The organism is Terrabacter sp. 05T424, from assembly GCF_056396225.1.
In genome coordinates, this window is record NZ_JBFTLB010000001.1 from 340,187 (window position 1) to 358,978 (window position 18,792).

General features: G+C 69.6%; 16 protein-coding genes. 14 read left to right on the forward strand and 2 right to left on the reverse strand.

Translation table 11 applies throughout. The features are described from left to right. Window positions 1-2: 2 nt before the first annotated feature. Window positions 3-470 (reverse strand): DUF4178 domain-containing protein, encoded by a 468-nt coding sequence (locus tag AC1DE0_RS01575; protein ID WP_478096438.1) that lies wholly within the window; start codon window positions 468-470, stop codon window positions 3-5. Between the two features lie 148 nt (window positions 471-618). On the opposite strand from AC1DE0_RS01575, the gene AC1DE0_RS01580 reads away from it, so the two are divergent. The 13 genes from AC1DE0_RS01580 to AC1DE0_RS01640 all read left to right on the forward strand — a co-directional run bounded on the left by AC1DE0_RS01580 (window position 619) and on the right by AC1DE0_RS01640 (window position 14,091). Next, a complete protein-coding gene (locus tag AC1DE0_RS01580) occupies window positions 619-1,653 on the forward strand; it encodes an ABC transporter ATP-binding protein (protein WP_478096440.1) in 1,035 nt (344 codons plus the stop codon). A 1-nt stretch (window position 1,654) separates the two neighbouring features. Then, complete coding sequence (locus AC1DE0_RS01585) at window positions 1,655-2,425, forward strand: MlaE family ABC transporter permease (protein ID WP_478096442.1); 771 nt, start codon at window positions 1,655-1,657, stop codon at window positions 2,423-2,425. A gap of 9 nt (window positions 2,426-2,434) precedes the next feature. Then, window positions 2,435-3,325 (forward strand): MlaE family ABC transporter permease, encoded by an 891-nt coding sequence (locus tag AC1DE0_RS01590; protein WP_478096445.1) that lies wholly within the window; start codon window positions 2,435-2,437, stop codon window positions 3,323-3,325. Continuing rightward, window positions 3,322-4,686, forward strand: coding sequence for an MCE family protein (locus tag AC1DE0_RS01595; protein WP_478096447.1), 1,365 nt, complete (start codon window positions 3,322-3,324; stop codon window positions 4,684-4,686). Before AC1DE0_RS01590 ends, AC1DE0_RS01595 begins: the two co-directional genes overlap by 4 nt. Beyond that, the gene (locus tag AC1DE0_RS01600; protein ID WP_478096449.1) at window positions 4,683-5,714 is read left to right on the forward strand and encodes an MCE family protein; all 1,032 of its coding nucleotides are present in this window, start codon (window positions 4,683-4,685) and stop codon (window positions 5,712-5,714) included. Before AC1DE0_RS01595 ends, AC1DE0_RS01600 begins: the two co-directional genes overlap by 4 nt. Continuing rightward, window positions 5,711-6,742: an MCE family protein gene (locus tag AC1DE0_RS01605; RefSeq protein ID WP_478096451.1), complete on the forward strand. Its 1,032-nt coding sequence runs from the start codon at window positions 5,711-5,713 to the stop codon at window positions 6,740-6,742. The genes AC1DE0_RS01600 and AC1DE0_RS01605 overlap by 4 nt, the downstream gene beginning before the upstream one ends. Continuing rightward, window positions 6,742-7,956 carry an MCE family protein gene (locus AC1DE0_RS01610; RefSeq protein ID WP_478096453.1) on the forward strand — a complete coding sequence of 405 codons (1,215 nt, stop codon included), beginning with the start codon at window positions 6,742-6,744 and terminating at the stop codon, window positions 7,954-7,956. Before AC1DE0_RS01605 ends, AC1DE0_RS01610 begins: the two co-directional genes overlap by 1 nt. Then, the gene (locus AC1DE0_RS01615) at window positions 7,953-9,188 is read left to right on the forward strand and encodes an MCE family protein (protein ID WP_478096455.1); all 1,236 of its coding nucleotides are present in this window, start codon (window positions 7,953-7,955) and stop codon (window positions 9,186-9,188) included. The genes AC1DE0_RS01610 and AC1DE0_RS01615 overlap by 4 nt, the downstream gene beginning before the upstream one ends. Beyond that, window positions 9,185-10,489 carry an MCE family protein gene (locus AC1DE0_RS01620; protein WP_478096457.1) on the forward strand — a complete coding sequence of 435 codons (1,305 nt, stop codon included), beginning with the start codon at window positions 9,185-9,187 and terminating at the stop codon, window positions 10,487-10,489. Before AC1DE0_RS01615 ends, AC1DE0_RS01620 begins: the two co-directional genes overlap by 4 nt. Window positions 10,490-10,513: 24 nt before the next feature. Continuing rightward, entirely contained in the window at window positions 10,514-11,152 is a 639-nt protein-coding gene (locus AC1DE0_RS01625; RefSeq protein ID WP_478096459.1) for a hypothetical protein, read from the forward strand. Beyond that, window positions 11,136-11,924: a hypothetical protein gene (locus AC1DE0_RS01630; RefSeq protein ID WP_478096461.1), complete on the forward strand. Its 789-nt coding sequence runs from the start codon at window positions 11,136-11,138 to the stop codon at window positions 11,922-11,924. Before AC1DE0_RS01625 ends, AC1DE0_RS01630 begins: the two co-directional genes overlap by 17 nt. Before the next feature lie 134 nt (window positions 11,925-12,058). Continuing rightward, a complete protein-coding gene (locus tag AC1DE0_RS01635) occupies window positions 12,059-13,021 on the forward strand; it encodes a nitrilase-related carbon-nitrogen hydrolase (protein ID WP_478096463.1) in 963 nt (320 codons plus the stop codon). 59 nt (window positions 13,022-13,080) lie between these two features. After that, entirely contained in the window at window positions 13,081-14,091 is a 1,011-nt protein-coding gene (locus AC1DE0_RS01640) for an agmatine deiminase family protein (RefSeq protein ID WP_478097735.1), read from the forward strand. Window positions 14,092-14,191: 100 nt separating this feature from the next. Here AC1DE0_RS01640 and AC1DE0_RS01645 read toward each other — a convergent pair whose 3' ends face one another. Then, window positions 14,192-14,752 carry a DUF4282 domain-containing protein gene (locus AC1DE0_RS01645; protein WP_478096465.1) on the reverse strand — a complete coding sequence of 187 codons (561 nt, stop codon included), beginning with the start codon at window positions 14,750-14,752 and terminating at the stop codon, window positions 14,192-14,194. A 432-nt stretch (window positions 14,753-15,184) separates the two neighbouring features. On the opposite strand from AC1DE0_RS01645, the gene rpoB reads away from it, so the two are divergent. Further along, the gene (gene rpoB, locus AC1DE0_RS01650) at window positions 15,185-18,667 is read left to right on the forward strand and encodes a DNA-directed RNA polymerase subunit beta (RefSeq protein ID WP_478096467.1); all 3,483 of its coding nucleotides are present in this window, start codon (window positions 15,185-15,187) and stop codon (window positions 18,665-18,667) included. The last annotated feature ends 125 nt before the right edge of the window (window positions 18,668-18,792 follow it).

Genomic DNA, 18,792 nt, shown 5'->3' on the forward strand with positions numbered 1-18,792 from the left:
CGTCAGGCGCGGGCGACCTCGTGGTAGCCGCGCACCTGGGCCGGGTCGACGAGCCGGCCGACGCTGATCTCCCACACGGCGCCGTCGAAGCTCTCGAAGACGAGCAGCTCGCCGGCATGGGTGAACTCCACGAACTCGCACGTGCCGCTGCTGCCGGTGCCCGTGTCGCCCTTGGCCGTGTAGGTCAGCGAGCCGGCCTCGAGCAACGTCCAGTCGCGACCGTCGAGCGTCGTCCCGGCGTGGTCGGGCTCGCCGAACAGGTCGTGACGCGAGCGCCAGTGGATGATCGACGCGGCCCCGCGCGGCCGCAACGAGACCCATTCGCGAGGCCCCGAGGCGGTGATGCAGTGCTCGCCCCAGGCCATGCCGTCGAGGTCGAAGCGCAGGCTGCCCACGACACGGTGGCGCGTGCCCTCGACCTCGAGCACGGCACCTGGCCCGACCTGCGACTCACGCAGCTTCGCTCGCATGCACCCCTCCTCCATCACGGTGCACACAGGGTAACCACCGCCGCCCGGCCACACCGGGCAAACCGAACTCGCGCGTAACTTCCGTCCGGGCCCCTCGTTTCCCCCGTAGCCGAGTCGAGACGGTGAGAGAGATGCAGGTGGATGCCACATGGGTGTGGAGATCGCGGTCACAGGGCTGACCAAGACGTTCGGGTCGCAGACGATCTGGCGGGACGTGACCCTCACGCTTCCCGCAGGTGAGATCTCGGTCATGCTCGGCCCCTCCGGCACGGGCAAGTCGGTCTTCCTCAAGACGCTCGTCGGGCTGCTCAAGCCCGACGCCGGCTCGATCGTCATCAACGGCCGCGACCTCACGCGGCTGAGGGAGTCCGACCTCTACGAGGTGCGCAAGCTGTTCGGTGTCCTCTTCCAGGACGGTGCGCTCTTCGGGTCGATGACCCTCTACGACAACGTCGCCTTCCCCCTGCGCGAGCACACGAAGAAGACCGAGGCCGAGATCAGGCGCATCGTCAGCGAGAAGATGGAGCTCGTCGGTCTCTCGGGCGCCGAGAGCAAGCTGCCGGGTGAGATCTCCGGCGGCATGCGCAAGCGCGCCGGACTGGCCCGCGCGCTGGTGCTCGATCCCGAGATCCTCCTCATCGACGAGCCCGACTCGGGCCTCGACCCGGTGCGCACCTCCTACATCAACCAGCTCTTCATCGACCTCAACGCCCAGATCGACGCGACCTTCCTCATCGTCACGCACGACATCAACACCGCCCGCACCGTGCCCGACAACATCGGGCTGCTCTACCACAAGCACCTGGCGATGTTCGGCCCGCGCGAGATGCTGCTGAGCTCGGAGGAACCGGTCGTGCGCCAGTTCCTCAACGCCCAGACCGTGGGACCGATCGGCATGTCCGAGGAGAAGGACGCCGACGAGCTGGCGGCCGAGGAGGGCCAGGAGCTCCCCCCGCTGCCGCCCATCGCCCTCCAGCTGCGCACGAGCGACGGTTCGCCGCGCCGTGCAGAGCGCCCGGCGGGGGAGTGGTGCCGCGCCAACGGCGTGACCCCCGCGCCCGGCTCGTTCCTCTCGGACAAGGCGGGCGTCCCCGGGGTCCGCTACGAGTCGCCGGCCGCGCCGACGGCCGTCCAGCCCGCGGCCGCGGCGGAGTCACCCGAGCTCGTCGGCGAGGTGAGCTGACATGGCCGCACCCCTCACCGGCGCACTGCGCCAGTCCGGCTCCCTGTTCGCGCTCACGCTCGACGTCTTCCGAGCCCTGCCGAAACGGCCGTTCCAGGTCAAGGAGTTCATCCAGCAGGCCTGGTTCATCGCGAGCGTCACGATCCTGCCGACGGCCCTCGTGTCCATCCCCTTCGGCGCGGTCATCGCGCTCCAGCTCGGCACGCTGACCCGCCAGCTCGGGGCCCAGTCCTACACCGGAGCGGCGAGCGTGCTCGCGGTCCTGCGTGAGGCGAGCCCGATCGTCACGGCGCTGCTCATCGCGGGCGCCGGCGGCTCGGCGATCTGCGCCGACATCGGTTCCCGCAAGATCCGCGAGGAGATCGACGCCATGGAGGTGCTCGGCATCAGCCCGATCCAGCGCCTCGTCGTGCCCCGCGTGCTCGCCTCGATGCTCGTCGCGGTGCTGCTCAACGGACTCGTGTCGGTCGTCGGCGTCGTCGGTGGATACGTCTTCAACGTCATCGTCCAGGGCGGCACGCCCGGCGCGTACATCGCGAGCTTCACCGCCCTCGCCCAGCTGCCCGACCTCTGGACCGCCGAGATCAAGGCCCTCATCTTCGGGGCGATAGCCGCAGTGGTCGCGGCCTACAAGGGACTCAACGCCGGGGGTGGCCCGAAGGGCGTCGGCGACGCCGTCAACCAGAGCGTCGTCATCACCTTCATGCTGCTCTTCGTCGTCAACTTCGTCATCACGGCCGTGTACTTCCAGGTCGTCCCCCAGAAGATCTGAGAACCGACCATGGCGACCAAGACCAAGACCAAGACCCAGACCCAGACCAAGACCAAGACCCGACCCCAGAGCGCGGAGCGCCTGCTCCACCTGGCCGGCGGGCCCTCCCGCGCGCTCGACTCGCTCGGCGAGCAGATGCGCTTCTACGTGCGATCCCTCGCGTGGAGCGGACGCACCCTGCGCCGCTACAAGAAGGAGGTCGTGCGCCTCCTCGCCGAGGTCTCGCTCGGCACCGGCGCGCTGTCGGTCATCGGCGGCACGGTCGGCGTCATCGCCTTCCTCGCCTTCTTCACCGGCACCGAGGTGGGCCTGCAGGGCTACTCCTCGCTCGACCAGCTCGGCACCGGCGCGTTCACCGGCTTCTTCTCCGCCTACCTCAACACCCGCGAGATCGCCCCGCTCGTCGCCGGCCTCGCACTCGCTGCCACCGTCGGCTGCGGCTTCACCGCACAGCTCGGCGCGATGCGCATCTCCGAGGAGGTCGACGCGCTCGAGGTCATGGGCATCCCGTCTCTGCCGTTCCTCGTCACCACCCGGATGATCGCTGGCTTCGTCGCCGTCATCCCGCTCTACGTGCTGGGGCTCCTCAGCTCGTATGCCGCGACCCGGTTCATCTCGACGGCGTACTTCGGGCAGTCGGAGGGCACCTACGACCACTACTTCCACCTGTTCCTGCCACCGGGCGACGTCTTCTGGTCGTTCGCCAAGGTCATGGTGTTCGCGGTCGTCATCATCCTCATCCACTGCTACTACGGCTACACCGCGTCGGGCGGCCCCGCGGGCGTGGGCGTGGCCGTCGGCACGGCCGTGCGCACCTCGATCGTCGCCATCAACATCGTCGACTTCTTCCTGTCGCTCGCGATCTGGGGCGCGACCACGAGTGTCCGGATCGCCGGATGAGCCCCGCGAAGAGCACAGCCGCAGACGACGTCAGCACCGACGCGACTCCGGGCCCGATCACCCAGCACACGCGAAAGCGCTTGGGGCAGAAGGCATACGGCATCATCTTCCTCGTGGTGCTTACGCTCCTTCTCGGGCTCTCGATCGCCTCGTTCCAGAAGCGCTTCACGCCCGTCGTCATGGTCACGCTCGAGACCAACCGGCTCGGCAGCCAGCTGCAGGAGAGCTCCGACGTCAAGCTGCGCGGCCTGCTCGTGGGCGAGGTGCGCACCGTCGAGGCGACGCCCACCGGTGCCCGCCTGGAGCTCGCGCTGCAGCCCGAGGACGTCGCGAAGATCCCCGCCAACGTCACGGCTCGCCTGCTGCCCAAGACGCTCTTCGGCGAGCGCTACGTCGACCTCGTCACGGCGGGGCCGAGCCAGCGCTCGATCCGGGCCGGCGACGTCATCCCGCAGGACCGCAGCACGGTCGCGATCGAGCTCGAGACGGTCCTCGACAACCTCTACCCGCTGCTGCGCACGGTGCAGCCGGCCAAGCTGGCCACGACCCTCAACGCCCTGTCGACGACGCTCGACGGTCGCGGCGACCAGATCGGGCGCAACTTCGTGCTGGTCGACCGCTACCTCAAGGCGCTCAACCCCAGCATGCCGACGATCCAGAAGGACATCTCCCTGCTCGCCGACACCGCAGACCTCTACAACGGCGTCGCGCCCGACTTCTTCCGCCTCACCGAGTCGCTTCGGGTCACCAACCGCACCATCGTCGAGAAGGACCAGCAGCTCGCGGCCTTCCTCGTCGGCACGGCCGGCTTCGCCAACGAGGCCGCCGGCTTCCTGCGCGACAACGGTGACCGCATCATCCAGGTCGGCCAGGTGAGCCGCCCGACGCTCGCCGTGCTCGCCGAGTACTCCCCGATCTACCCGTGCGTCGCCAGCGGCATGGTCAACTGGCTGCCGCGGGCCAACCAGGCGTTCTCGGGCGGGACGTTCCACATCACGCTCGAGGTCGTGCCGCCCCGCCAGGCCTACAAGCCGGGCGAGGAGCCGCGCTGGGACGACAAGCGCGGGCCGCACTGCTACGGCCTGCCCTCGCCCGACGGGTCGCAGTCGAACCCGTTCGCCGGCAACCACTTCGACGACGGCACGAGGCCGGCGAGCAACGCCCAACCGTTCTCGGGCGTGCCGCAGGCGCTGCTGGGTGACGCGGCCGCCGACTCGGGGTCGGCCGGCACGGCCGACGAGCAGCGCGTCGTCGGTGCCCTCTTCGCCCGCGACGGGCAGCAGGGGAGCGACGGCGCTGACGGCATACGCACCCTGCTCGCCGGGCCGATGATGCGTGGAACGGTGGTGAGCACCCGATGAAGGTCAAGGGTTCCCTCATCAAGCTCATCGTCTTCGCGGCGGTCACGCTGTTCGCGACGAGCATCCTCGCGCTGACCATCGCCAACATCCAGCTCGGGTCGAAGGCGACCTACACGGCTCTCGTCAGCGACGCCACGGGCGTCATCGCCGGGCAGGACGTCCGCATCGCCGGCGTGCGCGTCGGGGAGGTGTCCGACGTCCGGGTCGCACCGGGAGCGGGCTCCGACCACGCCACCGCCGCGATCGAGTTCTCGGTGCTCAAGAGCTCGGTGCTCACCCAGGGCACGGAGGTGACGGTGAAGTACCGCAACCTCGTCGGGCAGCGCTACCTGGCGCTCACGCAGGGCGCCGGCACCCCGGCCGCGCTCCCGGACGGCGCGACGATCCCACTCGCCCGCACCCACCCGGCGCTCGACCTCACCGTCCTGTTCAACGGCTTCAAGCCGCTCTTCGCCGCGCTCTCGCCGAGCGACGTCAACGAGCTCTCGGGCCTGCTCATCCAGACCCTCCAGGGCGAGGGCGGAGACGTGAACAGCCTGCTGGCCAAGACCGCGAGCCTGACGTCCACCCTCGCCGACCGCGACGCCGTGATCGGCCGCACGATCGACAACCTCAACGCCGTGCTCGGCACCGTCGACGCCCACGACCAGCAGCTGCTCTCGCTCATCGACCAGCTGCAGCGCTTCACGAGCGGTCTCGCGGCCGACCGCGAGACGATCGGGCGCTCCCTCTCGGGCATCAACACGCTGTCCGCCGAGACGGCCGACCTTCTCGTGTCGACGCGCCCGTTCATCAAGGACGACGTCGCCCAGCTGCGCACCCTCGCCACGACGCTCAACAAGCCTGCGAACGTCAAGGAGTTCGAGGATTTCATCTCGAACGCCACCACTCGCATCACGACCCTGACACGCACCGCCACCTACGGCTCGTGGTTCAACTTCTACCTCTGCCGGTTCGACACCAAGAGCCCGCTGCTGCCCGGTGTTTCGCCCACCTACGACGTCGCGTCCGCGAGGTGCAACTCATGAGCACGCCCTTCCGCGAGCGCAACCCCGTGCCGATCGGCGCTGCCGGTCTGGTGATCCTCGGGCTGCTGCTGTTCCTCGCGTTCAACGCCTCGAGCCTGCCGTTCATCGGGGGTGGCACGTCCTACAGTGCCGCCTTCACCGAGGCGGGCGGCATCCGACCCGACGACGACGTGCGCATCGCGGGCGTCAAGGTCGGCAAGGTGACCGGCGTCGACCTCGAGGACGGTCACGTGCGCGTCGACTTCACGATCACCGAGGACGCCTCGTTCGGCACCCGCACGGGCGCCTCCATCCGGATGAAGACGATCCTCGGCGAGAAGTACGTCGCGCTCGACCCCGAGGGCGCCGGCCAGCTCGACGCGGACAGCCAGATCCCGGTCTCGCGCACGGTCAGCTCCTACGACGTCATCAACGCCTTCCAGGACCTCACCACCACGACCGAGCGGATCGACACCGGCCAGCTGGCGAAGTCGCTCTCGGTCATCGCCACCGAGTTCAAGGACAGCCCGCAGTACGTCCGGTCCACACTCGACGGGCTCTCGCGCCTGTCGCGCACCGTCGCCAGCCGCGATGCCGAGCTCGGCTCGCTGCTCCAGCGCGCCAACAGCGTGTCCGGGCTGGTGCGCAGCCGCAACCAGCAGGTCGGCACGCTCATCAAGGACGCCGACCTGCTCATGGTCGAGCTCGTCAAGCGCCGCGACGACATCCGCACCCTGTTCCGCAACACGTCGGCGCTCGCCACGCAGCTGACCGGTCTGGCTCGTGACAACCGGGCCCAGCTGAAGCCGGCGCTCGCCGAGCTCGACAAGACCCTCGCCCTGCTGCAGAAGCACGACACCGACCTCCAGAAGACGATCCGCGCCATGGCCCCCTTCACCCGCGTCTACGCCAACACCCTCGGTAGCGGCCGCTGGTTCGACACGTGGGTGTCCAACCTCGTCGTGCCCGTCGGCACGCCCGGTCTGGCACTGCCGGGCACGCAGCTGCCCGGACTGCTCCTGCCCGGCACCTCAGGAGGTGCTCGCTGATGGCCGCACAGACCAGCAGCCGGATGCCGTTCGGTCGGCTCCACGGTCCCGCGACCGCGCTCGGAAAGGTCGTGACCGGCCTCGTCGTCGTCGCCCTGGTCGCGGCCGCGTTCCTCTTCTGGCCGCGGCAGCAGCAGACGACGGTCAGCGCCGACTTCACCCGCGCCGTCGGGCTCTACCCCGGTTCCGACGTGCGGATCCTCGGGGTCAAGGTCGGCCAGGTCGAGGCGGTGGCACCCGAGGGCGACCACGTGCACGTCACCTTCAGCTACGACGAGAAGTACCGCGTGCCGGCCTCGGCCAAGGCCGCGATCGTGGCGCCGTCACTGGTCTCCGACCGCTACGTGCAGCTGCTCCCCGTCTACGAGGCGGGACCGGCGCTCGCGCCCGGAACGCGGATCCCGCTGTCGCGCACGGCAGTTCCTGTGGAGCTCGACCGGGTGTCGCAGAGCCTCGACGACCTCATGGTCGCGCTCGGGCCCGACGGCGCCAACAAGGACGGTGCGCTCAACCAGCTGCTCCAGACGTCGGCCGCCAACCTCGACGGCAACGGCGACAAGCTGAACTCGACGGTGCACGACCTGTCCACGGCACTGTCGACGCTCTCGGGCAGCCGGGACGACCTCTTCGGCACGGTGAAGAACCTCCAGTCCTTCACCTCGATGCTGGCCTCGAACAACGCGCAGGTACGCCGTCTCAACTCCGACCTGGCGACCGTGGCGGTCCAGCTGGGTGAGGAGCGCGAGAACCTCAAGTCGACGCTGAGCAGCCTCGGGGTCGCTGTCGACGAGGTGTCCGGCTTCGTCGCTGACAACCGGACGCTGCTCAAGAGCAACCTCGACCGCGCGGTCACCGTCACCGGCGCCTTCGCGAAGAACCGCCAGGCGCTCGCCCAGGTGCTCGAGAATGCCCCCGTGGCGCTCTCGAACCTCCAGAACGCCTACCACCCCGAGACGGGCACACTCGACACGCGCAACAACGCGAAGGGCCTGGACGATCCCCTGCTCCTCGTCTGCTCGATCCTCACCGGGCCGACCAACGCCGGCAACACACGCCTGTGCGACTCGCTCAAGAAGGCCGTGCTGCCCAAGCTGCCCCAGCTCCCCTCGCTGCCGAACGGCTCTGCGCTGCAAGGCAGTCCGCAACCGGGTGGGCTCGTCAACCTGCGTGGTGCCGATCCGACCCTCGGCGGACTGCTCGGAGGTTCCCGATGACGTATGCCGCCCGCAACCGTTCTCGTGCCGCGCTCGCCGCCGTCGTGCTCGGCTCTCTGGCCCTCGGTGGCTGCAGCGCCTACGACCTGCCCCTCCCGGGCGGCGCCGGCACCGGCGACAACTCCTACACGGTCACCGCGGAGTTCGCCGACGTGCTCGACCTCGTGCCGCAGTCGTCGGTGAAGGTCAACCAGGTGACCGTCGGCTCCGTCGAGGACATCCAGGTCACCGGCTGGACCGCGACGGTCCGGCTCCGCCTGCCCGGCAACGTCGTGCTGCCCGACAACGCCACGGCCGAGCTCAAGCAGACCTCGCTCCTGGGTGAGAAGTACGTCGCGCTCGCCGCACCCACCGACGCGAAGCCGCAGGGCAGGCTCGGCCAGGGCGACCGCATCCCGCTGTCCCGCACGAGTCGCAACCCCGAGGTCGAGGAGGTCCTCGGCGCGATGTCGCTGCTGCTCAACGGCGGCGGCGTGGCCCAGCTGAAGACCATCGAGGTCGAGCTGAACAACGCACTGCGCGGCCGCACCGGAGACGTCAAGGACCTCGTCGGCCAGCTGAACACCTTCGTCGGTGGGCTCGACGCCCAGAAGGGCGAGATCGTGCGCGCCATCGACAGCATCGACCGGCTCTCCGGCACCCTCGCGAAGAACTCGGACAAGATCGCCAAGGCCCTCGACGAGCTGCCCAAGGGGCTCAAGATCCTCGCCGACCAGCGCCGACAGCTGACGGCGATGCTGACCGCCCTGCGCGACCTCGGCGAGGTCGGCACCCGCGTCATCCGCGGGTCGCGGGCCGACCTCGAGGCGAACCTCCGCGCCGTCAGCCCGATCCTGCGCCAGCTCAACAAGGCCGGCGACGACCTGCCGAAGAGCTTCCAGCTGCTGCTGACCTACCCCTTCCCCAACAACGCCCAGAACACCATCAAGGGCGACTACACCAACCTCTGGGCCACCCTCGACACCAACCTCGACACGCTCGCGGGCAACCTCGGTGTGGGCAAGCTCCCGAGCGGGCCAGGTCTGCCGGGCCTGCCGACCTTGCCGAGCGTGCCAGGAGTCCCGCTGCCGTCGGTCCCTCGCCCGAGCATCCCGCTGCCGTCCGTCCCCGGCGTTCCCTCCGGCATACCGACGACACTGCCGGGCGGCCTCCTCGGGGCTCCCCGGGCGGGTGGCTCCTCAGCCGACACAGCGTCGTGGTCCGCCCTCTTCCCCACGGGAGGCTCCCGATGATCACGCGCACCGTCCGGCTCCAGCTCGCCGCGTTCGCCCTCCTGTCGGTGGCCCTCGTCGCCATCCTGTCGGCGAACTACGTCGGGCTGACCGACAAGATCGCCGGCGGCAGCTATGTCGTCTCCGCCGACCTGGCACAGTCGGGCGGCATCTTCGTCGGCGCCGAGGTCACCTACCGCGGCGTCACGGTCGGCAAGGTCGAGGGGATGCGGCTCTCGGGCGACGGCGTCGTCGTCGACGCGCGCCTCGACCGCGGCACCGAGGTGCCGAAGGACGCCAAGGCCGTCGTCGAGAACCGGTCCGCCGTGGGGGAGCAGTACCTCGACCTCCAGCCGCGCACCTCTCGCGCTCCCTTCCTCGCCGCGGGCGACGTGATCCCGCGCGATCGGACGGCGTTCCCGATCCGCATCGACCAGCTGCTCCAGCACGTCGACAACACCGTCGCCTCCGTGCCGCGCGATGCCCTCGTCACGACCGTCGACGAGCTCGCCGACGCCTTCAAGGGCGGCGGCGCCGACCTGCAACGCCTCATCGACTCGGGCAACGCCCTGACCACGGCAGCCTCAGAGGCCCTGCCCCAGACGACCAAGCTCATCGACGACGGCCGCATCGTGCTCGACACCCAGGTGCGGTCCGGCAAGGACATCCGCACCAGCGTCTCCGGCTTCGCCGACGTGGCTGACGCCCTGCGTCAGGCCGACCCCGACCTCCGCGTCGTGCTCGACCGGGGTGCCGTCGCCACCAAGGAGCTCGACGCGCTCATCGCCGAGAACAAGCAGAGCCTCGCGGCGCTCATCGCCAACTTCATCACCATCGGCAACGTGACCACGGCGCGCCTCGACGGGATCGAGCAGCTGCTCGTGACCTACCCCGACGTCGTCAACGGCGGCTTCACGGTCGTGCCCGGCGACGGCACCGCGCACTTCGGCCTCGTGCTCAACGTCGACGACCCGAAGGCCTGCGAGGCGGGCTACGAAGGCACCCAGAAGGTCGACCCGCACCGGACTTCGGGCCTTCCGCCGGTCAACCTCGACGCGCACTGCGCAGCCTCGCGCGGCTCCGGCGTCAACGTGCGAGGCGCGCAGAACGCGCCCAAACCGTCCCGTTCGGGGCAGAACGGCGGCGGTCTGAGCTACCCGATGGCGTTCGGCCCCACTCCGGTCACTCTCGGCAACCCGGCCGTGACCTCCGGGAGCCCTGCCTCGTTGTCAGTGCAGTCGCCGGTCGTCCCGGCCGGCGGCGACGCACGGACCGGCAACGGCACGAGCTGGCTCTGGATGATGCAGGAGGCGCTCCGCTAGCCGGTGACGGAAGGAATCCCCTCGATGACGATGGCCCCCACCCGCTCCACCTCCCAGGCGGGGAGCGAGCCGCCCAACCGGTCACCCCACCCCGAAGACACTGCCGCCGATGAGCGCGACGCCAGTGCTCCCGGCCGTGACGACGCGCCACGTGCGGGCCTCAGGGGTGTCCGCACGTGGCGACCCACGCCGCGCCTGCTCTGGACGGTCACCGCAGTCCTGCTCCTCGCGGCGGTCGCCGTGTCGGCCACCCTCGGCCGGTCGGCCTGGCGGGCGCAGCGCACAGCAGACGCCCGTGACACCGCGCTCGCTGCCGGGCGCCAGATCGCCGTCAACTTCGTGACGATGAACGCCGCGACGTTCGACGCCGACACCAAGCGGGTGCTCGCCGAGTCGACCGGCTCGTTCCAGAAGGAGTACGCCGCGACGCTCGCGCAGCTGAAGCCGGTCGTGACGGCCAACAAGACCGTCTCCACGGTCGAGCGCGCCGAGGCCTCGCTCGTCTCCGGCGACGACGACTCCGCCCGCGTCATCGTGGGCGTCGTCGCCCCCACCACGAACGCCTCGACCCCCAAGGCCGAGAAGAAGACCTACCGGCTCCGGCTCGACCTCGTGAAGGTCGGCGACTCCTGGAAGGTGAGCACCCTTGACTTCGTCAGCTGACCCCCGACGCCCGGCCGGCACGGCAGGCGCCCCGCGCCGTCGTGTCGCCGGCACCCGCCGTCGACGCGAGTCGACCGCGTCCACCCTCGTGCTCGACCGCAGCACCGAGGTCGACGCCGACCTCAACACCGACACCGATCTCCTCGCCCCCACGAAGCACGACCGCGGGCTCGCGGCTGCAGCCGCCGACACCGCGGACACCCGGGCTCCCTCTGACACGGCGCCGTCGGCCGGCCCCGTCCGTGAGCGTGCGGACGACCGTGCCGAGGGGCGCGCGCGACGTGGCTCGGCCCGTCTGTGGATCGCAGCCGCCGGGGCCGTGGTCGCCCTCGCACTGCTCGCGACCGCGACCGTCTACGGCCTGCGGCCCACCGTGTCCGACACCGACCGCGCGGCAGCGGTCGGCTCGGCCCGGACGACGCTCGAGAGCCTGCTCAGCTACAGCGGGTCGACCTTCGACAAGCACGTCGGTGAGGTCGCTCCGCAGCTGACGTCCCCCTTCAAGGACCAGTTCACCAAGGTCGCGGCCAGCGACATCAAGCCGATGGCGGTCAAGAACGAGGCGACCGTGCAGGCCAAGGTCTACGAGGCCGGCGTCATGGACGCCTCGGGCGACGGCGGCGAGGGCACGACGGTCCGCGTCATGGCCTTCGTCAACCAGGCCACCACGACCAAGGCGCAGCAGGCGCCGGCGATCGACCAGAACCGGGTCATCGCCACGATGCGCAAGGTCGGCGAGCGCTGGCTCGTCAGCGAGCTCTCCGCCTTCTGACGAGCTGCTGACCGGCTTTTCTACGAGGGGGGCAACCTGGGGGGCGAGGTCCCGGGCGTCGATCCCGACGTCCGGGACCGAGCGCCGTCGCGCGCGGACCGACCGCCTCGCGACGCTGCGGCATACTGCCTGCTGTGAAGCTGATCCAGGCCGATGGCGTCCCCGAGTCCCTTGCCCGCGTCGACCAGCCGGAGGCAGCGCCCGTGCGCGTGGGCGTCGTCCAGCACGAGTGGGTCGACGACCCCGCCGCGCTGGTCGCGACCCTCCGCGACGGCATTCGCACGGCGGCCGAGGCCGGCGCCACGATCGTCTTCCTGCCCGAGCTGACGCTGTCGCGCTACCCGGCCGACACGCTTCCGGAGGGCACCCCGTCGGCCATCGCCGAGGACCTCGAGACCGGACCCACCGTCAGCTTCGCGCGCGAGGCCGCCCGCGACTTCGGCGTGCACGTGCACGCCTCGCTCTACGAGCGCGCCGACGCCGGTGACAGGCTCGGCTTCAACACCGCCGTCGTCGTCGCCCCGACCGGCGAGGTCGTGGCGCGCACCCGCAAGACGCACATCCCCGTCACGGCCGGATACTACGAGGACAAGTACTTCCGTCCGGGTCCGCCCGAGGACGCGTATCCCATTGTTTCCCTTGACAACCCGTCGGTGCGTCTCGGTCTGCCGACGTGTTGGGACGAGTGGTTCCCCGAGGTCGCGCGCCTCTACTCGCTGGGCGGCGCCGAGGTGCTCTGCTACCCGACGGCCATCGGCTCCGAGCCCGACCACCCCGGCTTCGACACGCAGCCGCTGTGGCAGCAGGTCATCGTCGGCAATGGCATCGCCAACGGCCTCTTCATGGTGGTTCCCAACCGCTTCGGCACCGAGGGCCTCATCACCTTCTACGGCAGCTCGTTCATCTCCGACCCGTACGGCCGCATCCTCGTGCAGGCCCCACGTGACGAGGCCGCGGTCCTGGTGGCCGACCTCGACCTGGCCCAGCGTCGAGACTGGCTCGAGCTGTTCCCGTTCCTCGAGACCCGGCGTCCCGACTCGTATGCCGCCCTGACCGCCCCCGTGCGCGACGAGCACCGTCGCGAGGTGGAGCAGTGACCGACGCCCCCGAGGCGTCACCCGGGGGAGGCGCCGACGCCGCGACGCCGGCCTGGCGCATGCCGTCCGAGACCGCCCCGCACGACTGCACGTGGATGGCGTGGCCGAGCCAGGGCTACACGCTGGGCGACACCGCCGAGGAGGTCGAGACCGCTCGCCGCACCTGGGCCGCCGTCGCCAATGCCGTCACCGAGTTCGAGCCGGTCCGCATGGTCGTCGTCCCCGACGACCTCGCCGTGGCACGCGAGCGCCTGCACCCCGACGTCGAGCTGGTCCCGGCTGCCCTCGACGACGCGTGGATGCGCGACATCGGCCCGACGTTCGTCCACTCCGGCGACGGCACCCGGCTCGGCGCGGTCGACTGGGTGTTCAACGGCTGGGGCGCCCAGTCCTGGGCCAGCTGGGAGCACGACGCGCGCATCGGGACCTTCGTGGGAGGCCTCAGCGGAGCCGAGGTCATCGGCTCGTCCCTCGTCAACGAGGGCGGCGGCATCCACGTCGACGGCCTCGGAACCGTGCTCCTGACCGAGACCGTGCAGCTCGACCCGGGTCGCAACCCGGGCCTGGCCCGTGCCGACGTCGAGGCCGAGCTCGCCCGCACCATCGGCGCCACGACGTGCATCTGGCTGCCCCGCGGCCTCACCCGCGACTACGACGAGTTCGGCACGCGCGGTCACGTCGACATCGTCGCCACCATCCCGAGCCCCGGGGTCGTCCTGCTCCACGAGCAGCAGGACCCGAACCATCCCGACCATGCGGTCTCACGCGAGCTGCGGGCCCTGCTCGAGGACGCCCGCGACGCCAGGGGTGAGCGCTTCGAGGTCGTGGGGGTGCCGGCGCCGCGCACACTCGCCGACGACGACGGGCCGGTGGACTGGAGCTACCTCAACCACCTCGTCGTCAACGACGGCGTCATCGCCTGCACGTTCGGCGACCCTCAGGACGAGGCGTCGCTGGCGGTCCTCGCCGATGCCTACCCGGGCCGACGCGTCGTCGGCGTCGACGCCCGTCCACTCTTCGACCGTGGCGGCGGCATCCACTGCATCACCCAGCAGCAGCCCAGCGTCTGATGTCGAGTGCCCACTTCCGGACGCCCGACCTGATCGAAAGAGCAGTTCGTTCGCTCGGCCGCGGGCGGCCTCACGACGAACGGCTCTTTCGATGAGGGGTTCAGGCCTGGGGGAGGCGCTTGTGGATGTCCTCGCTCATCCGGACGACGGAGAGGTAGAACTCCAGCGTCATGCGGATCACCGCGAGGTAGATGACCAGGAAGATCGGTCCGAGGATGAGCACCGACAGCCCGCTTCCGAAGCCGCGGACGAAGCCGGCGAAGAGCAGCACCAGCCAGGTGGCCACGAGCGCCACGGTCGCGAGCAGGTAGACGAAGCGCACCAGGATCGGCGTCACGAAGTTGGTGAAGCTGAAGTCGAAGAGCGCCGTGAAGAAGCCGGCGCCCTCGCGTGCCGGGTTGGGCACGCTGGCCATCCCGGACGGGCCGGGCGAGTAGCCCGTCGGCGCCTGCGGCGGTGGCGGGGGCGGCGGGCTGCCGGCACCCGTGGACGACCCGGGCGCGGCGCTCTGCACCGGCTCCGCCGGGGAGTCGAACGCTCCCGTCGGACCGCTCGACGGCGACGAGCCGGACGAGCCGGACGAACTCGTCGGCAGGGGCGTGGTCGGGTCGCCGGCGGGGCGGTTGAAGGACGGTTGCTCGGGCGGGTTCTGGTCGGACATGGCTTCCCTCTCGGAAGGACGTCTGCGGAACTGGATGCCCCTCCCATGCTAGGCGGCGGCGGCACGCCCGCCCGGTCCGCGACGCGCCTACGGAGTGGGCAGGTCTTGACGTCTGGGCCGCGTCGGGCCATATTCGTCGCGTTCGCATCGCGAGCTCCCGGTCCGGGAGGCGTAGCAGGTCACGCCGAGGGCGCTCGGTCGTTCGAGACCGGGCCGTACCTCGGCTGACGACCTCCGCCGCTTGACCCGGCTGGACACTCCTGCCCTTCGACGGTAGGCTAAGCCTTTGCGCTGCCCATGCCCACCCTTCGCGACCTCGGTCAGGCCATCCACCATGCCACACGGCATGCGGCTCGACCATGGGACCCGCGAGCGGAGCCATGCGGCAACGCGGATCTGAAGATTCGAAAAAGGCCCGTGGAAGGACCCTCCTTGGCTGCCTCGCGTACTGCGACGAACATGTCCACCGCACAGACCCCTTCGGGGCGTCTGTCCTTCGCGAAGATTCGCGAACCACTCGAGGTCCCCGACCTCCTGGCGCTTCAGACGGAGAGCTTCGACTGGCTGCTCGGCAACGAGCGCTGGCAGGCTCGCGTCGCCGCGGCCAAGGCCGAGGGACGCACCGACGTCCCGGACCGGTCCGGGCTCGAGGAGATCTTCGAGGAGATCTCCCCGATCGAGGACTTCAGCGGCTCGATGTCGCTGTCGTTCCGCGACCACCGCTTCGAGGAGACCCGCAAGACGATCGAGTCGTGCAAGGAGCGCGACCAGACGTACGACGCGCCCCTCTTCGTCACCGCCGAGTTCATGAACTCCCAGACCGGCGAGATCAAGAGCCAGACGGTGTTCATGGGCGACTTCCCGCTCATGACCGAGCGCGGCACCTTCATCATCAACGGCACCGAGCGTGTCGTCGTCTCGCAGCTCGTCCGCAGCCCGGGCGTGTACTTCGAGCGCACGCCCGACAAGACGTCCGACAAGGACATCTACACGGCCAAGATCATCCCGAGCCGTGGTGCCTGGCTCGAGTTCGAGATCGACAAGCGCGACATGGTCGGCGTCCGCGTCGACCGCAAGCGCAAGCAGTCGGTCACGGTGCTCCTCAAGGCCCTCGGCTGGACCGAGGCCCAGATCCTCGAGGAGTTCGGCGAGTTCGAGTCGATGCGCCTCACCCTGGAGAAGGACCACACCCAGGGCCAGGACGACGCGCTGCTCGACATCTACCGCAAGCTGCGCCCGGGCGAACCGCCGACGAAGGAGGCCGCGCAGACCCTGCTCGACAACCTCTACTTCAACGGCAAGCGCTATGACCTCGCGAAGGTCGGTCGCTACAAGGTCAACAAGAAGCTCGGCCTCGACGCCTCGATCAACGACTCGACCCTGTCCATCGACGACATCGTCAAGACGATCAAGTTCATCGTCACGCTGCACGACGGCCAGGACTCGATGAAGGGCGTCAAGAACGGCGACGAGGTCGACGTGCGCGTCGAGGTCGACGATATCGACCACTTCGGCAACCGTCGCCTGCGCTCCGTCGGCGAGCTGATCCAGAACCAGGTCCGCACCGGTCTGTCGCGCATGGAGCGCGTCGTCCGCGAGCGCATGACCACGCAGGACGTCGAGGCGATCACCCCGCAGACCCTGATCAACATCCGCCCCGTGGTGGCGTCGATCAAGGAGTTCTTCGGCACCTCGCAGCTCTCGCAGTTCATGGACCAGAACAACCCGCTCGCGGGTCTGACGCACAAGCGTCGTCTGTCCGCACTCGGCCCGGGTGGTATCTCCCGTGACCGGGCCCAGATGGAGGTCCGTGACGTCCACCCGTCGCACTACGGCCGCATGTGCCCGATCGAGACGCCGGAAGGCCCGAACATCGGTCTCATCGGCTCGCTCGCGTCCTACGGTCGCATCAACGCGTTCGGCTTCATCGAGACGCCGTACCGCAAGGTGACCGGCGGTCACGTCACCGACGACGTCGACTACCTGTCGGCCGACGAGGAGGACCGCTTCGTCGTCGCCCAGGCCAACGCGCCGCTCGACAAGCAGAACAACTTCACCGAGGACCGCGTGCTCGTGCGCACCAAGGGTGGAGAGGTCGAGCTCGTCCCCGGCGACGAGGTCGACTACATGGACGTCTCGCCGCGCCAGATGGTGTCTGCCGCGACCGCGATGATCCCGTTCCTCGAGCACGACGACGCCAACCGCGCGCTCATGGGCGCCAACATGCAGCGTCAGGCCGTCCCGCTCGTCAAGAGCGAGGCGCCAATCGTCGGCACCGGCATGGAGTTCCGCGCCGCCCTCGACTCGGGCGACGTCGTCCGCGCCGAGAAGGCAGGTGTCGTGCAGGAGGTGTCGGCTGACCTCGTCACCGTCGCCAACGACGACGGCACCTACCAGACCTACCGCATCGCCAAGTTCGCGCGCTCCAACCAGGGCACGAGCTACAACCAGGTCGTCGTCGTCAACGAGGGCGACCGGCTCGAGGCCGGCGGCGTCATCGCCGACGGTCCCGCGACCGAGGGTGGCGAGATGGCGCTCGGGCGCAACCTGCTGGTCGCGTTCATGTCGTGGGAGGGCCACAACTACGAGGACGCGATCATCCTCAGCCAGCGTCTGGTCCAGGACGACGTCCTCTCTTCGATCCACATCGAGGAGCACGAGGTCGACGCCCGCGACACGAAGCTCGGCCCCGAGGAGATCACCCGGGACATCCCGAACGTCTCCGAGGAGGTCCTGGCCGACCTCGACGAGCGCGGCATCATCCGCGTCGGCGCCGAGGTCCGCGACGGCGACCTGCTCGTCGGCAAGGTCACGCCCAAGGGCGAGACCGAGCTGACCCCGGAGGAGCGCCTGCTCCGCGCGATCTTCGGTGAGAAGGCGCGCGAGGTCCGCGACACGTCGCTCAAGGTGCCTCACGGCGAGACCGGCACGGTCATCGGCGTCAAGGAGTTCCGCGCCGACATGGGCGACGACCTGCCGCCCGGCGTCAACCAGCTCGTCCGCGTCTACGTGGCCAACAAGCGCAAGATCACCGACGGTGACAAGCTCGCCGGTCGCCATGGCAACAAGGGCGTCATCTCCAAGATCCTGCCGGTCGAGGACATGCCGTTCCTCGAGGACGGCACGCCGGTCGACGTCGTGCTCAACCCGCACGGTGTGCCGCGTCGTATGAACCTCGGCCAGATCCTCGAGCTGCACCTCGGCTGGGCCGCCTCGCGCGGCTGGAAGATCGAGGGCAACCCGGAGTGGGCCAAGGAGATCGCGGTCGACGCGCACGAGGCCCCTGCGGGCACGCGTGTGGCGACCCCGGTCTTCGACGGTGCCTCCGAGGACGTCGTGACCGGTCTGCTCGACTCGACGCTCAAGACGCGCGACGGGGTCCGCCTCATCGACGCCTCGGGCAAGACGCGCCTCTTCGACGGCCGCTCCGGCGAGCCGTTCCCCGAGCCCGTCGCGGTCGGCTACATGTACATCCTCAAGCTGCACCACCTCGTCGACGACAAGATCCACGCTCGCTCGACGGGTCCGTACTCCATGATCACCCAGCAGCCGCTCGGCGGTAAGGCCCAGTTCGGTGGCCAGCGCTTCGGTGAGATGGAGGTCTGGGCCCTCGAGGCGTACGGCGCCGCCTACACGCTCCAGGAGCTGCTGACGATCAAGTCGGACGACGTTCCCGGCCGCGTGAAGGTCTACGAGGCCATCGTCAAGGGCGAGAACATCCCCGACTCGGGCATCCCGGAGTCGTTCAAGGTCCTCCTCAAGGAGATGCAGTCCCTGTGTCTCAACGTCGAGGTCCTGAGCAGCGACGGCACGACGATCGAGATGAAGGAGTCCGACGAAGAGGTCTTCCGCGCAGCGGAGGAGCTCGGCATCGACCTGAGCCGGCGTGAGCCGTCCAGCGTCGAAGAGGTCTGAGAAAAGGCCACCCCACGACAAGCGGTGCGTATGCCGCTGGGCCCGCTCAGCGGCATACGCCACCGGTTGTCAACGAATCCCACTCAGACCAAAGACTTAACGAGAGTTACGAGAGAAGGAACCAC